The sequence below is a fragment of the Haloferax sp. S2CR25 genome, from assembly GCF_031624535.1.
In the GTDB taxonomy this organism is placed as follows: Archaea; Halobacteriota; Halobacteria; order Halobacteriales; family Haloferacaceae; genus Haloferax; species Haloferax massiliensis.
Genome location: NZ_JAMQOO010000001.1, coordinates 36,718 through 51,674, shown reverse-complemented (window position 1 = coordinate 51,674; position 14,957 = coordinate 36,718). Strand labels below are relative to the sequence as shown.

11 protein-coding genes are annotated in these 14,957 nt (G+C 68.2%); 3 read left to right on the top strand and 8 right to left on the bottom strand.

The window, feature by feature from the left end; genetic code table 11:
* Positions 1 to 29 precede the first annotated feature (29 nt).
* The 4 genes from NDI65_RS00185 to NDI65_RS00170 form a co-directional block, all read right to left on the bottom strand.
* Positions 30 to 2,231: an LUD domain-containing protein gene (locus tag NDI65_RS00185; protein WP_310893061.1), complete on the bottom strand. Its 2,202-nt coding sequence runs from the start codon at positions 2,229 to 2,231 to the stop codon at positions 30 to 32.
* On the bottom strand, positions 2,224 to 2,727 hold the full coding sequence (locus tag NDI65_RS00180) for an LUD domain-containing protein (RefSeq protein WP_310893059.1): 504 nt from the start codon (positions 2,725 to 2,727) through the stop codon (positions 2,224 to 2,226). The genes NDI65_RS00185 and NDI65_RS00180 overlap by 8 nt, the downstream gene beginning before the upstream one ends.
* 78 nt (positions 2,728 to 2,805) lie before the next feature.
* Positions 2,806 to 4,650, bottom strand: a complete 1,845-nt coding sequence (locus NDI65_RS00175; RefSeq protein WP_089779847.1) for an Nramp family divalent metal transporter — start codon at positions 4,648 to 4,650, stop codon at positions 2,806 to 2,808.
* Between the two features lie 122 nt (positions 4,651 to 4,772).
* Positions 4,773 to 5,423 carry an HTH domain-containing protein gene (locus tag NDI65_RS00170; RefSeq protein ID WP_089777641.1) on the bottom strand — a complete coding sequence of 217 codons (651 nt, stop codon included), beginning with the start codon at positions 5,421 to 5,423 and terminating at the stop codon, positions 4,773 to 4,775.
* 372 nt (positions 5,424 to 5,795) lie between these two features.
* Between NDI65_RS00170 and NDI65_RS00165 the strand changes: the two genes are divergently transcribed.
* From NDI65_RS00165 to NDI65_RS00155, 3 genes are all read left to right on the top strand, one after another.
* Positions 5,796 to 7,508 carry an L-lactate permease gene (locus NDI65_RS00165; RefSeq protein WP_089777640.1) on the top strand — a complete coding sequence of 571 codons (1,713 nt, stop codon included), beginning with the start codon at positions 5,796 to 5,798 and terminating at the stop codon, positions 7,506 to 7,508.
* Positions 7,509 to 7,713: 205 nt separating this feature from the next.
* On the top strand, positions 7,714 to 10,794 hold the full coding sequence (locus tag NDI65_RS00160) for an FAD-linked oxidase C-terminal domain-containing protein (RefSeq protein ID WP_310893057.1): 3,081 nt from the start codon (positions 7,714 to 7,716) through the stop codon (positions 10,792 to 10,794).
* A 165-nt stretch (positions 10,795 to 10,959) separates the two neighbouring features.
* Positions 10,960 to 11,748: a CBS domain-containing protein gene (locus tag NDI65_RS00155; protein ID WP_089777638.1), complete on the top strand. Its 789-nt coding sequence runs from the start codon at positions 10,960 to 10,962 to the stop codon at positions 11,746 to 11,748.
* An 11-nt stretch (positions 11,749 to 11,759) separates the two neighbouring features.
* On the opposite strand, the gene NDI65_RS00150 is transcribed toward NDI65_RS00155, so the two are convergent.
* The 4 genes from NDI65_RS00150 to NDI65_RS00135 form a co-directional block, all read right to left on the bottom strand.
* Positions 11,760 to 12,887, bottom strand: a complete 1,128-nt coding sequence (locus NDI65_RS00150; RefSeq protein ID WP_310893055.1) for a pyridoxal phosphate-dependent aminotransferase — start codon at positions 12,885 to 12,887, stop codon at positions 11,760 to 11,762.
* Between the two features lie 70 nt (positions 12,888 to 12,957).
* Positions 12,958 to 13,755 carry a winged helix-turn-helix domain-containing protein gene (locus NDI65_RS00145; protein WP_310893053.1) on the bottom strand — a complete coding sequence of 266 codons (798 nt, stop codon included), beginning with the start codon at positions 13,753 to 13,755 and terminating at the stop codon, positions 12,958 to 12,960.
* A gap of 222 nt (positions 13,756 to 13,977) precedes the next feature.
* Positions 13,978 to 14,499 carry a GIY-YIG nuclease family protein gene (locus NDI65_RS00140; RefSeq protein WP_089777635.1) on the bottom strand — a complete coding sequence of 174 codons (522 nt, stop codon included), beginning with the start codon at positions 14,497 to 14,499 and terminating at the stop codon, positions 13,978 to 13,980.
* 22 nt (positions 14,500 to 14,521) lie between these two features.
* Positions 14,522 to 14,953 (bottom strand): DCC1-like thiol-disulfide oxidoreductase family protein, encoded by a 432-nt coding sequence (locus tag NDI65_RS00135; RefSeq protein WP_089777634.1) that lies wholly within the window; start codon positions 14,951 to 14,953, stop codon positions 14,522 to 14,524.
* Between the last annotated feature and the right edge of the window lie 4 nt (positions 14,954 to 14,957).

Genomic DNA, 14,957 nt, shown 5'->3' with positions numbered 1-14,957 from the left:
GCCGCGGCGGGGGCCGAAAGCGGGGCGCGTTACCGCCGCGGCGCGACCAGTTGAATCGGGTGTTGCGTCGGCCGGCTGAGCAGCGAATCGAGCTGTTCCAGACAGGAGGTGCCGCTGGCGACGACCGTTCGGTCCCTGTTCTCGTCGGTCTGGAACTGCCCCTGTAACTCGGAGCCGACGTCGACGCTGAGTTCGTAGTACTCGGACTTGTAGCCGAACGACCCGGCCATGCCGCAGCACTCCACGTCGGAGGTGGCGACGTCGTAGTCGAGCTCCGAGAGGACGGCCTCGGTGTGGCCTTCGAGGCCGAGGGTCCGCTGTTGACAGTGGCTGTGGTAGGCGACGCCCTCGCCCGCGCCAGCCGAGAGCGCGTCGGCGTCCGCGCCGTGTTCGAGCAGGCCGAAGACGTACTCCATGACCTCGTAGCTGGCCTCCGAGATGCGCTCGAAGGACTTCTCGGGCAGGAACTTCTCGTACTCGGTTCGGAACATCGCGAGGTCAGACGGCTCGATGACGACGATGTCGCGGCCGTCGTCGATGTGCTCCGCGAGGCCGGCGTACACGTCGTGAGCGTGGTCTTCCGCGGTCGCAATCATGCCCTGCGAGAGCGGGGCGCGGCCCGAGGAGCGAACGTCGGGGACGATAACGTCGACGCCGAGCGCTTCGAGGGTACGGACCGCGGCCTTCCCGCGTTCGACCTGCACGTGGTTCGTGTACACGTCGGGGTAGAGCACGGCGGTACGAACCGGGTCGTCGACCCGAGAGGTGCGGCTCTCGAACCAGTCTTTCAGCGTCTCGCGCTGGAATTCGGGGAGTTCGCGGCGGGCGTCGATGCCGAGGAACCGCTCCATGAGGTCGCGGGAGACGTCGAGGCCGGCGGCCCAGTTGGAGACGGGCGCGAAGAAGCTCCCGACCTTCGCGGCCGTCTCGAAGTTGCCGAAGAAGCGCTTCTGGAGGCTGACGCCGCCGGGTTCCTCGTCGGGGGTGAGTCCCTCGACGAGCCAGTCGAGTTCGGACACCTCGCCGCGGTTGACCCGGTCGCGGACGACCGTGTTTATCCACGGGATGTCGATTTCGACCGGGCAGGCGGTGGTACACCGGCTACAGCCGGTACAGAGGTCGTTGAACTCCGCGGCGCTGTCGAGGCCCTCGACGCCGGCCTCCCAGCCGGTGCCGATGCCGCCGGAGTAGGTCTCGCCGCCGAAGGCGTGGCCGCCGACGTGCTGGAAGTTGGCGCAGACGTTGGAACACGCCGAACACCGGATGCAGTAGAGCGTCTCGCGGAGTTGGTCGTCCTCGCGCATGTCGAACCGCCCGTTGTCGATGAGCACGAGATGGAAGTCGCGGTCCGTCTCGGTCGCCGAAAGCGGCGTGTCGGGAGCGTCGAAATCGACGGTCGGCGACTCGACCGGCGGCGTCAGAAGCGAGATGTAGGAGGTGATGTCCTGTCCCGTCCCCGACTTGCCGATGAGTTCGACGAAGGGCCGGAGGTCCTCGACGGTCGGGATGACCTTCTCGACGCCGGCGACCGCGACGTGCGTGTCGGGCACGACGGCGGTCTTCCGGGCGTTGCCCTCGGAGGTGACGAGCGCCATCGTCCCGGTGTCGGCGGTGATGAAGTTCGCACCGGTCATGCCGACGTCCGCGCCCTCGATGAGTTCGCCGAGCTGTTCGCGGGCGAACATGGTGAGTTCCTCCGCGGTTTCGAGGGGTTCGTCGGGTTCGAACGTCTCGTTGAACAGGTCGGCGATGGCGTCCCGCGACTTGTGGATGGCGGGCGCGACGATGTGCGACGGGGACTCGTCCGCGACCTGCAGGACCCACTCGCCGAGGTCGGTCTCGACCACGTCGATGTCGGCGGCTTCGAGGTCCTCGTTGACCTCTATCTCCTCGGAGGTCATCGACTTCGACTTGACGACGCGCTCGGCCTCCTTGTCCTCGCAGACCTCGCGGATGTACTGGTTCGCGTCGGCCGCGTCGTCGGCGATGTAGAGCGTGCCGCCGTTGGACTCGACGGTCTCGCGCAGTTGGTCGATGAGTTCGGGGAGCCGCTCGATGGCGTCTTCCTTGATGGCCCGCGCTTCGGACTTCAGCCCGTCGTAGTCGTCGAGCGACTGGACCGACTGGTAGCGACCCTCGTTGAACCCGCGGGTGCTCGTGCCGACGGCGTCGCCCTCGGTCTCCATCAACTGTCGAATCTTCGCCGCCTTGGCCTCGCGCGCCTCACTCATCGATAATCACCACGTGGACCTCCTTGGGACCGTGCGCTCCTTTCACCAGCGCGCCCATGTCGGCGGTGGCGCTGGGGCCGGTGGCGATGATGGCCGAGGAGCGTCCCGTGCGGAATTCCTCGCCCAGCCAGTCGAACGCCTCGGGCATGCCGGGGACGATGTCCGACCGCCGGAGGACGGCGACGTGGAGGTCGCCGAACAGGCTCACCGGTTCGATGCCGTCGGGCGTGCCCTGCACGACGACGCTGCCGTAGTCCGCGATACCCAGCCCCGCGGCCGTGATTCCGGCGTTCGCCTCGCGGAGGTCCGCGGGGGTCGGGTCCGTGTTCACCCAGTCGGGGAGGTCGGCCCCGTCGTACGGGAGTTCCACGCCGATGGTCGGGTCCGAACAGACGCTTTCGAGCGCGTCCGCCAGCCCATCGGGAGACGCGTGTGTCCAGCCTACTTCGAGTCGTTCGAGGGAGTCCTCGAACGTCGCAACCGTGCCGGTTGACATACGTGAAGCTAGCGCGTTCTACATAATCGTTCTTCGGGTTCGAGCGCCACGCTGTCGGTTAATTATGAACGATTCGAATCAGGGGAATCGGCCGACTGCTTCGTCCGCGTCGGCGACTGTGCCGGCCGCCTCGCGCTTGCCGGCGGCGGACTTCGTCACCGCGTAGGCCTGCACGACGAAGTAGCCGGCCCAGAGGAGGTAGCCGCCGGTTCCGCCGCCGAGGACCGTCGGGACCGTCCGGAACGTCGCGAGGCCGAGGGTGGTCAGCCACGTCCCGACGAGGAGGACGCTGAAGTAGCCGTAGAAGCCCGTCGCCCACCACATGCCGACGACGCGCGCCCAGCCGGGTTGGACGTGTTCGGGGAGCCGCGTCGTGTTCATCACGAGGACGAGGGCGGTGTAGGGCCACATGATCACGCCGGACATCGCGGCCCCGACGACGAGGAAGAAGAACGGTTCTTGGCCCTCGAACGGCGAGGAGAAAAGCAAGATGATGACGACGCCCCAGACGCAGAAGGCGGTGAGGAGCCGCCAGAACAGCTTCGGGAGGTCCCAGCCGGCCTCGCGGCCGTAGGACTCGTAGAGGGCGTCGGCGCTGTTGCGGACGAACGACTCGACGATGGCGTACTCGGTGGTAAACAGCGCGACGAAGAGGACGGCGAAGACGAGAAACGAGCCGACCGGGCCGAGAAGCGGGACGACGTCGCCGAGCCACATCTGGATGGCGTCGGCGGTCGACCCCGACGCGTAGCGCATGGCGACGCTCATCAGCGCGGGGGCGACGAGGAGCAGGCCGAACACGAACGTGAGCAGGTGTTCGAGTTGGACGACGCGCCACCAGCCGCGCCAGCGGCGGAGGTTCGTCAGCGTCGGGCGGAACGCGAAGCCGTCGCGCTGGATGGGTTCTGGGTCGTCGCCGCGGAGCGGGTTCTTCACGCGCCCCTGATAGTTGCCCATGCCGTAGCCCTTCTCCCGCATCCAGAGGCTCTGAGAGAGGTTCAGGTAGCCGCCCGCGCCGGCGAAGGCGAGGCCGCCGAGGAAGACCGCGATGTCCAGTCCCTCGGGGAGCGTTCCGACCGACCCTGCGGCCGCGGGGAGGTCGGCGAACTCGACCCACGAGCCGGTGACGGCGACGAGGAGCAGGGCCGCGCCGATGGCGACGAACAGGAGGCCGATTTGGAACACCTCGACGGCGTTGTACATGACCGACGACACCTGATACGAGAGCCAGATGACGCCCATGAGGGCGGCGGCGACGAGTTTCCACGTCGCGAGCGACGCGCCGAAGAGCGCGACCGACCCGTCGAGTCCGAGCGCCGTCGTGGCGACCTGCGCCGCGCCTGCGGCCCACCCCGGCCAGCCGAGGCTGATGAGGCCGCCGACGAGGAACGCCCACGGCCAGTACGACCCCACGCGTGCGAACGCGCGGAAGATGCTCTCGCCCGTGGCGAGCGTCCAGCGCTGGAGTTCCGTGTTGATGAGGAACTGCGTGAAGACGCCGACGACGAACGCCCAGAACACCGCCCAGCCGTACTGCGCGGTCAACACGGGCCAAAAGAGCGTCTCGCCGCTCCCGAGCGACGCCCCGAGCATGATTGCCGAGGGGCCGACGACGTGGCCGACGCGCGGGACCCGCGGGAGGTCGGCGAGGCGGAACGACCCGCCGTCGCCCGACTCGGGGTAGTCGTCCGAGTCGTCGGACTCCTCTAACTCCTCGTAGCGAAGCGGGAGATACCACGTGCCGCGGTACTGCTTTCCCTCGACTTCGGAGGCGTAGACGTCGTCGCCGCCGGCGACGCTCGGTTCCGTCGAGGGCGCGGACTCCGAGAGGTCCGAGAGGTCCGCGTCGGAGTCGTCCGACTCGTCGAGCGCGTCCGACCGCGCGGACGCGTCGGCGTCGGAACCGGGGCGACCGTCGCTCACGAGACGGGACACCCCGGAACGGAACTATCGGACGGCGAATCGCTTGACATCGATGCGTTTGCCGGAATTGTGGCCCGATGGTGTATAAATTCGTAGGGTGGCTGTGACGTTCGAAAACCGGACTACCCCCCGAGGAAGTGCCAGATGTGACCGCGCTCTTCCGGCGGGTCGACGCCCGGCAGTTGCTTGAGCGCCGGCTGAATCGCGTTCCACCAGCCCTCGGCCGACTCGAAGCCGGCGGGGTAGTCGTGGTACACGTCCCGCAGGAAGTCCGCCTTCTTCGCCTCCGGGTGGTCGGTGAGGTACTGGTACGCCGCCGACAGCGCCTCGCGGCGGGCGTCGAGCATCGGGCCGCTCCCCGGCAGGTCCGCGCGCTCGATGGCGGACGAGACCGCGGGCGGGTGGTCGAGGGCGTCCGAGTCGTCAGGACCGTCGGCCTCGCCCGAGGCCCCGGTTTCGGAGGGCGAAGCCGGGTCGGTCGAGTCGGCGGCCCGCCCCGCTGTCGACTCCCCGCGGGCGGGCATCGGAACCCAGAACACCCGGCTCCGAGCGCCGACCTTCCGGGTGGCGAGGTCGCCGCGTTCTTCGAGTTCGTTCAGCTTGTTGTGCGCGGTGCGCCGCGAGCAGTCGAGCGCCTCCATCACGTCGGTGGCGGTGAGGGGGCGAGCGGCGTCGTCGCGCTCCTCGAACACGTCCAAGACGGCGTCCAGCGAGATGCGTCCCACGTACTGTCCGTGCTCGTTTCGAGAGCGCGCGCGAGACTCATCGTCCATGATAATTCCAGTTTACACGACTGCATAAGCCTTTGCACACGAGTGAATCTCCAATTCACTCGTGTATTATGGCCGGGAAACACGTGTGTTGTGGCCGTTTCGAGAATCGGTTTTCCAAGATTGGCTCCGAACGCGAATCGACAGGATAGACCATGTAAAACTCGAATTCGCCGGTTAACCGCGTATTTGTCCGGATATTCACGAGTGTACTGGGTTGTGTACTCCGAGTAACACGACCCCGACCGATATGTCATGAATAGCGACGAACGATAGATATATATCACAAAAGTTGTGTATCGGATTCCACGATGCACCGCATCAGGCACGAATCTGGAACGGCACAGGCTGGAACGAACTACGGAGGTGTGCGGCATGGTTAACGCGACCGACGCGCTCATCGCCCTGCTCCCGCTCATCACCATCGCCTATCTGATGGTCGGGCGGTACTGGCCCGCGACGCGGGCGATGCCCGTCGCGTGGGTCGTCGCAATCGGGGCCGGCGTCCTCGGTTGGGGCATGACGCCGCAGTGGATTATCGCCTCGACCATCAACGGCTTCATCACCGCCTCGAACATCCTGTACATCGTCTTCGGGGCGATTCTGCTCCTGTACACGCTCAAGCAGACGGGCGCGTTCGACGCCATCAACAACGGCTTCGCCTCCATCAGCGAGGACCGCCGCGTGCAGGTCGTCCTGCTCGTGTTCCTCATGGGCTCGTTCATCGAGGCGGCCGCCGGCTTCGGCACGCCCGCGGCAATCGTCGGCCCGCTCCTCGTTGGCCTCGGCTTCCCGCCGCTCGCGGCCGTCGTGGTCGCGCTGACGGGGAACCTCATGGCCATCACCTTCGGCGCGGTCGGCACGCCGCTCATCATCGGGATGATAGACATCTTCGACGACGTGCCGGTCATCACGAACGCGCTCGACGCGCAGGGCATGGGCGTCGAGCAGTGGGTGTCGGAAATCGCCGTCTTCGCGGCGATGAACCACGTCGTCGTCGGCATCCTGCTCCCCTTCATCGGCGTCGCCATGATGACGCGTTTCTTCGGCGAGGAGCGCTCCATCAGGCCGGCGCTCGCAGTGCTTCCTCTCACGCTGTTCGCGTGGGCGTCCTTCTCGGTGCCGTACTTCCTGACGGCCTACTTCCTCGGCCCGGTGTTCCCCGGCCTCGTCGGCGCGATGGTGGGGCTACTGCTCACCGTCTCCGCGCTCAAAGCCGGCTTCTTCCACCCCGACGAGGAGTGGGACTTCGCGCCGCAGACCGAGTGGCCCGACCACTGGGTCGGCGACATCCAACCCGGCGAGACGAGCCAGCGCGGCGGCGCGGTCGCCGCCGACGGGGGGGCGGTCCAGCAGATGTCGCTGTGGAAGGCGTGGACGCCGTACGTCCTCGTCGCGGCGCTGCTCGTCGTCACCCGCGTGTTCGACCCGCTGACGAGTTTCCTCACGTCGAACCTCGTCTTCGAGTACGCCGACATCTGGGGCACGGGGCTGACCGGCGACTTCCAGTTGCTCTACCTGCCCGGTGCGGTGTTCCTCGTGGTCCACCTCGCCACCATCGGCCTCCACGACATGGACGCGAAACAGGTCAAAGCCACGTGGGCCGAGACCGTCGAGAAAGTCACGCCGGCGGTCATCGCGCTCCTGTTCGCGGTCGCGACCGTCCAAATCATGCTCCAGTCGGGCAACGCGACGGGCACCGACAGCATGCTCATCGTCCTCTCGGAGGGCATGGCCGGCATCGCGGGCGGCGTCTACCCGTTCTTCGCCGCCTTCGTCGGCGCGTTCGGCGCGTTCCTCGCGGGGTCGAACACCGTCTCCGACATCCTGTTCGGCACCTTCCAGTACGGCGTCGCCGACCAGATCGGCACGCCGAAGACCGTCATGCTGGGCGCGCAGGCGGTCGGCGGGGCCATCGGCAACCTCATCGCCGTCCACAACGTCGTCGCCGCGCTCGCGGTCGTCGGCCTCGTCGGCGAGGAGGGCCGCGTCATCCGCCTCGAACTCATCCCGCTTCTGTACTACGGGACCGCGACCGGCGTCCTCACGCTCCTGTTCAGCTACGTGCTGTTCCCGGGCGTGTTCTGAGCGGCCGGCGCTCCCCGACCCGGCCCTGCCGAGCTACCTCGGCCCGACTCGACTCGACTTGATTCGGTTCGACTTGACTCGGCTCGGTCCGGTTCGATTCGAACCTCGAACCGACTCGCAAACCACCCGGGCGCGACCCGGAGCGACACCCGTCACCGGGTGTCTTTATCCGTTCACGCCAACCGACATACGACAGAGCTAATCAATGGCATCCAACACGCACGAACCGGCCACCGACCCCGCGCTCGCTGGCGATTACGACTACGTCAGCTACGACGTCGAGCGGCCGGGGCTGGTCGACGACCTCGAATCCCTCGTCGAGGGCGACGTGCGCTTCGACACCTACACGAGAACGCTGTACGCGACCGACGCGTCGGCCTACGAACAAGTCCCCATCGGCGTCGTCATGCCGACCTCGACGGCCGACGTGGCGGCGGTGATGGAGTACTGCGCCGGCCGGGAGATTCCCGTCCTCCCCCGCGGCGGCGGCACGAGCCTCGCCGGCCAGACCGTCAGCGAGGCCGTCGTCCTCGACCTCGTCCGCCACATGGGCGGCGTCGAGGAGATCGACCCCGAGGCGCGGACGGCCACGGCCGAAGCGGGCGTCCGCCTCGGCGAGCTCAACGAGGAGCTCGCACCCCACGGCCTGAAGTTCGCGCCCGACCCGGCGTGGGGCGACCGCTCCGCGCTCGGCGGCGCAATCGGCAACAACTCCACCGGCTCGCACTCGCTGAAGTACGGCAAGACGGACTACTACATCGAAGAGCTGGAAATCGTCCTCGCGGACGGGACGGTGACGACGTTCGGCGAGGTGAGCGTCGACGAGCTCCGCGAGTCCGGCGACCCCGACGGCGACCTCGAAGCGCGCATCTACGCCGAAATCGCGCGGATACTCGACGAGGAGGCCGACGAGATTGCAGAGCGCTTCCCCGACCTGAAGCGCAACGTCTCCGGCTACAACCTCGACATGCTCGTCGACGAGATGCGCGGCGAGCGCCGCACGCCGGACGATACCGGCATCGACGGGGACTGGGAGGCCGGCCGCGTCAACCTCGGCCGGCTCATCGCCGGGAGCGAAGGAACGCTCGGTATCGTGACGAAGGCGACCGTCTCGCTGGAGGAGATTCCGAACACCGCGTCGGTGGCGCTTCTCACCTACGACGACGTCATCGACGCGATGCACGATGTCGCGCCCATCCTCGAACACGAGCCCGCGGCCGTCGAGGTGATGGACGACGTGCTTCTCGACCTCGCGCGCGATACCGCCGAGTTCGCGGACGTGGTCGGGATGCTCCCAGAGGGCACGGACTCGACGCTCCTCGTGGAGTTCTACGCCGACTCCGACGAGGCCGGTAAACAGAAGGTTGCGAACCTCATCGAAGACCGCGTCATCGACCCCGACGGGACCGAGTTCGACCCCGACGAGGGCTCGGCCTCGGTGACCGAGACGGAGCGCCGCGCGACCGACTTCATGGAGGCCCACGACGCCGACACCCGCGCGAAGTTCTGGAAGATGCGCAAGTCGGGGCTCCCGATTCTCCTCTCGCGGACGACCGACGAAAAGCACATCGCGTACATCGAGGACACCGCCATCCCGGCCGAGAACCTCCCGGCGTACGTCTCCGACTTCCAGGACATCCTCGACGAGCACGACACCTTCGCGTCGTACTACGCCCACGCGGGGCCGGGCGTCCTGCACATCCGCCCGCTCGTCAACACGAAGACGGCCGAGGGCGTCGAGACGTTCGAGGCCATCGCCGACGAGGTGACGGACCTCGTCGTCAAGTACGGCGGCTCCGTCTCCGGCGAGCACGGCGATGGCCGCGCGCGGACCCAGTGGAACCGCAAGCTGTACGGCGACCACCTCTGGAACGTCTTCCGCGACCTCAAGACCGCGTTCGACCCCGATTGGCTCCTGAATCCGGGGAACATCTGCGGCGACCACGACATGACCGAGAACCTCCGCTTTTCCCCCGACTACGAGTTCGACGCCGGCTTCGAACCGGCGCTGAACTGGGACAACGACAACGGGTTCGAGGGCATGGTCGAACTCTGCCACGGCTGTGCCGGCTGTCGCGGCCAGCAGTCCACCGTCGGCGGCGTGATGTGCCCGACGTTCCGCGCCGCCGAAGAGGAGATTCAGGCGACCCGCGGCCGCGCCAACATGCTCCGGCAGGCCATGAGCGGCGGCCTCCCCGAAGACGAGATGTTCACCGACGAGTTCGTCGACGAGGTGCTCGACCTCTGTGTCGGCTGTAAGGGCTGTTCGAAGGACTGCCCCAGCGAGGTCGACATGGCGAAGATGAAAGCCGAGGTCGTCCACGAGTACCACCAGCGCAACGGCTCCAGCTTCCGCGACAAGCTGTTCGCCAACATCGACTCGCTGTCCAAACTCGGGTCGGCGTTCGCCCCGCTCGCCAACGCGGCGACGAAGGTGCCGGGCGCGCGGACGCTCATGGAGAAGACCGTCGGCATCGCCAAGGAGCGCTCGCTTCCGACGTTCCACTCGACGAGCTTCGTCGACTGGTTCGAGAGCCGCGGCGGGGCCGGCGTCCCGGAGGCGGAGGCCGACCGCAAGGCGCTGTTGTTCCCCGACACCTACACGAACTACAACCACCCCGAGGTCGGCAAGGCCGCCGTGAAGTCGCTTGAGGCCGCGAACGTCCACGTCCGGATTCCGGAGGGCGTCGCCGGCTCCGGTCGGCCCCCGCACTCGAAGGGCTTTCTCGACAAGGCCCGCGCCGACGCCGAGCAGAACGTCGAGGTGCTCGCACCGTACGTCGAGGAGGGCTGGGACGTCGTCCTCTGTGAGCCCTCCGACGCGGTGATGTTCCAGTCGGACTACCTCGACTTGCTCTCAGGCGACGACGTGGAGGCCGTCGCCGAAAACGCCTACGGCGTCATGGAGTACGTCGACGCGTTCCGGCTGGACGAGTCGCTGTCGTTCCGCCCGCAGGACGACTACCTGACGTATCACGGACACTGCCACCAGAAGTCCACGAAGAAGGACCACCACGCCGTGGGCGTCCTCCGCCGCGCCGGCTTCGAGGTGGACCCGCTGGACTCGACGTGTTGCGGGATGTCCGGGTCGTTCGGCTACGAGGCCGAACACTACTCCATGTCGAAGGCCATCGGAAACATCCTCGAAGGCCAAGTGGCCGAGAGTCCGGGCGACGTGGTCGTCGCCCCCGGCGCGTCCTGCCGGACGCAACTCGAAGACATGGACGGCGCGACCGACGACCCGCCGCACCCCGTCGAGGTGCTCGCGCGCGCCATCGACGCGTAACGCGGACGCCGCGGCGCGTCTCGGCGACTCGGCGGTGTGGCATCCCCGGCCGGGTTCGGGCACGACGCCAGTCGCCGTCGCTCCTCGTTTTTCGTCGCAGATACGTTTAGGGCGCTCCGCGGTCAACCGCGGGACGACCGAGATGCGAGGAATGCCATGACACCGATGGAACTCGACGACGTGCGCGTCGACGCGTACATGACGACCGGCGTGGAGACCGTCGGCCCGGGCGCGTGGGTCACCGACGTGGTCGACAAACTCAAGGCCGGCCCGCAGTACGGCGGGCTCCCGGTCGTCGACGACGAGCACCGCCTCCTCGGGTTCGTCGGCGCGATAGACCTGTTGGAAGTCAACGGCGACGTGCGGGTCGAGTCGGTGATGAGCCGCGACCTCGTGGTCGTCCGCCCGGAGATGACGGTGAAGAACGCCGCGCGCGTCATCTTCCGCACCGGCCACCAGTTCCTCCCCGTCGTCGACGACGACCGGGTGTTGCTCGGCCTCTTTTCGAACGGCGACGCGGTGCGGAGCCAAATCGAGCGGACGACGCCCTCGAAGGTCCAGAGCACCCGCGAGATGCTCGAACGGACCCACGACACGTCCATCGGCGTCGGCGAGCGGGAAGTCGAGGTCGGCTCGCTGATTCCGACCCAGCGGGAGGTGTACGGCGACGAGCTCGAAGGCCGGAAGTACGAACTCCAGAACGGCCTCGCGGAGCCGCTCATCGTCGTCTCCCACGGTCCCGAGACGCTGCTCGTGGACGGGCACCACCGGGCGATGGCCGCGAGGCGACTCGGCATCGACCGGATGCTCGCGCACGTGCTCACGGTCTCGCCGGAGGACGTCGACGAGTTGGGCCTGCGCAGGATGGCCCGCCTCGGCGGCCTCCGGTCGCTCGCGGACGTGGAGGTCAACGACTACCTCCAGCACCCGCTCATCGAGAAGACCGAACAGTAAGAAACGCCGCGTTACTCGGCGAGGTCGTCGAGCGCGTCGCCGAAGGCGTCGAGTCCGGCGTCCATCGCCTCGGGGTCGCCGCCCAGCGAGATGCGGAACGACTCCGGCGCGTCGAAGAAGCGGCCGGGAACGACGAGGACGCCGCGGTCCCACGCGGCGTCGACGACCGCGTCGCCGTCGGCCGAGGCGTGGTCGAGGAAGGCGAACGTCCCGCCGGCGTGGATGCGCCCGTCGAGGTCGTCGCGGTCGGCGACGAACGTCGCCAGCAGGTCGTGGTTCGCCGAGAGGTGTTCGCGGGCGGCGGTCTCGATGTCGTCGCCGTGGTGGAGCGCGCGCCGGGCGAGCTTGGTGCTCGGCTCGGCGACCGCGGGCAGGTACATCGACGCCGAGCGGGCGCGCTCGACGACCTCCTCGGGGCCGATAATCCAGCCGACGCGGAGCCCGCCGAGGCCGTAGAACTTCGTCAGCGACCCGGTGACGACGGTGTTGTCGAGACCGGACGCCGTGGTGCCGCCGAAGGGGCCGTCGACCGCGGGGTCGACGAAGGGCGCGTACACCTCGTCGACGAGGAGGTAGCCGCCGGCGTCGCCCGCGGCGGCCGCGACCTCGGCGAGTTCGGCGCGCGGCGTGAGTTTGCCCGACGGGTTGTGGCGGTTGGTGACGATGGCGTAGGCGAAGGCGTCGGTCGAGGCCCCGTCGAGGCGGTGCGGTTCGAGTTCGTAGTCGTACTCCGGCGGGCGGACGAAGCGGTCGACGCGCGCTCCGAGCGCCTCCGACGTGGCCACGAGCGGCTGGTAGCCGGGTTTCTCGACGAGCACCTGCGGACGCGGGGCGTCGGCCTCGTCGCGGTCTTCGTCGTCGCCGGACGCGAGGTCGAGGAGGGCGCAGGCGGCGAGGAAGTTCGCGTTCGTCGCGCCCGCGGTGACGAGGACCGACGACTCGGAGACGCCGTAGCGTTCCGCGAGTTGGCCGGCGAGCGTCGCGTCCTCGGGGTCCGAGCGACCCGCGAGAACCGGCGGAACGAGGTCGTCGCCGCGCCGGGACGAGCCGAGGTCGCTCGTCGCGAGGTCGTGGGTGGCCTCGGCCGCCCGGTCGACAATCCACTCCAGATAGGGGATTCCGGGAAACGTCGTCGTCATTAGGACTCCTTCGCGGTCGCTCCCGTAAGTCGTTGGGGTCTCGGGGACATCGGCCGCAGGCGGCGGGGACTCAGTCGCCCGACGGCCGGGGGAGCGGCGCGGCGTCGTTCCGCCAGTCGTCGATGCGCCGTCTGGCCCACGCCACCGCCGGCCGCGACTCGTTGTAGATGATTCCCGCGAGGCCGCGCTCGGAGTACGCGACGAGAAACGCGACGGGGCTGTCCGGGAGGTCGGAGACGACGAGGCTGTAGGGAAGCGACTCGACCGCCTGAAGCGAGAAGGAGTCGACCGACCACGCCTCGGCGAGCTGCGGCCGATAGGCGGTGACGAGTCGCTGGACCACGTCGTCGGTGGCGACGAGGTCGACCGGGGTACCGTTTTGGACGACGGTCCGGTAGTAGGCGTCGACCTGCGAGGGGAGCGCCCCGCGGACGCACCCGCGCACCGACTCGGCCTCCTCGACGAACGACGTGAGCTTCGAGAGCGCGGGGCCCGAACCCCCGTCGGCGACGGCGATGGCCTCACAGCCGTCGAGGAACGCCGGCGCGAGCGGCACGTCCGAGTCGAGCGAGTCGAGCACCGCGGCGGCCGCGTCGATGTCGTCCAGACACTCGACGAAGTGCGAGTACGTGTCGAGCGCCATTCGACCGGCGAGCGTCGGGCGGTGGACGCCGTCTTTCGTCTCGACGAAGCCCGCGCGCTCTAGCTCGCGGAGCCCGCGGTCGACCGTCGACCGCGACACCGGGAGGTCGCCCGCGAGTTCCGCCGTCGTCCGAGGCTGGCGAACGACGGCGGCGAGCACGTCTGCCCGCGACGCGAGCACGTCGAACACCTCGTTCGCCTCGGGCTGAACCATGTCGAATCTCATGCGCGTGTTACTACTTAAATGGCAGGAGGGAGGAGGGTTAGAATATAAATGAGCGAATTGCTTTTATAGTTCGAGTCATCCGCTGAGTGAGTGATGCGATGGGTGAAGTAAAGCGTGTGGCGGGAGTAGAAGGGTGTGCCGGGGTGCCTCTGACAACCGGCTTATCGTCCGAACCGGGGTGCCCGGTCCGGTTCGGGCGTTAGAAGGGGAAGACATTCCCCTTCACATTTTGCTCCGAAACGCTTCTTCGACGAGCGGAATCGCCGTCTCCACCGAGTCGCCGCGCGCGAGGTGCGCGTCGCACGAGCAGTCCGACGAGCCGAAGCCGTCGACGCCCGCCGGACCGAGCGACGACGCGAGTTCGGTCGCCACCGCGCACTCCACGTCGCGGTCGGTGACGCAGACGACGCGCGCGAGGTCGACGGCGGGGGAGCCGCCGAGGTAATCGACGTGCCAGTGGCGAGCGTCGTGGTCGCCGGCGGCGACGCGTCGGTGGCGGAGAACGCGACGGAGACCGCCCGTCCCGAACGCGCTCCCGACGTAGACGTAGGCTCCCGCCGAGAGGCGGTGTTCGCCCAGCGCGCCGACATCGATTGTCGTCTCGGGCGCGTCGAAGACCAGCGCGTAGGTCCCGACGGGCGACCGGGAATCGAGCGCCAGCGGGTCGGCGTCGGTGCCGAGGGCCGCGGGGTCGAGCGAGTGGACTGTCGGGGCGACGTCGGTCGGGTTCCGCGGGGCGGTCATCGAGTGACGAACGTCGCCCCGACTACGAAAGTTCGGCGGGTCGCTTTTCGGCGTTATCGAGGAGCGCCGAGAACAGACCGGCCGCGTCGGCGTCGAGGTCGTAGACGCTGTGGACGTCGTCGGGGTCGCGGCCGCGGCCGCTGGCGGCGCCGACGACCTTGGCGATTCGGTCGTAGTTGTCGCGGACGAGACTGCCGAGGAGGCCGGGCATTCCGGCCCGGTCGGTGAGTTCCTTCGCGGCGGCGCGGCCGGCGTACACGCGGCGCTCTCGGCGGTCGACGAACACCATGGCGAACGGGACGTCCGCGAACTGGGCGTCGAGGAACGCCTGCGCCGCGTCGTCGTACCACGAGATAGCCGCCACGTCGTCGAGGCGCTTCAGCGCCGATGCGGCGACCGAGCAGTAGGCGCATTCGCCGTCGTAGATGAGCACGGCGTCCGCGGACTCGTTCATACCT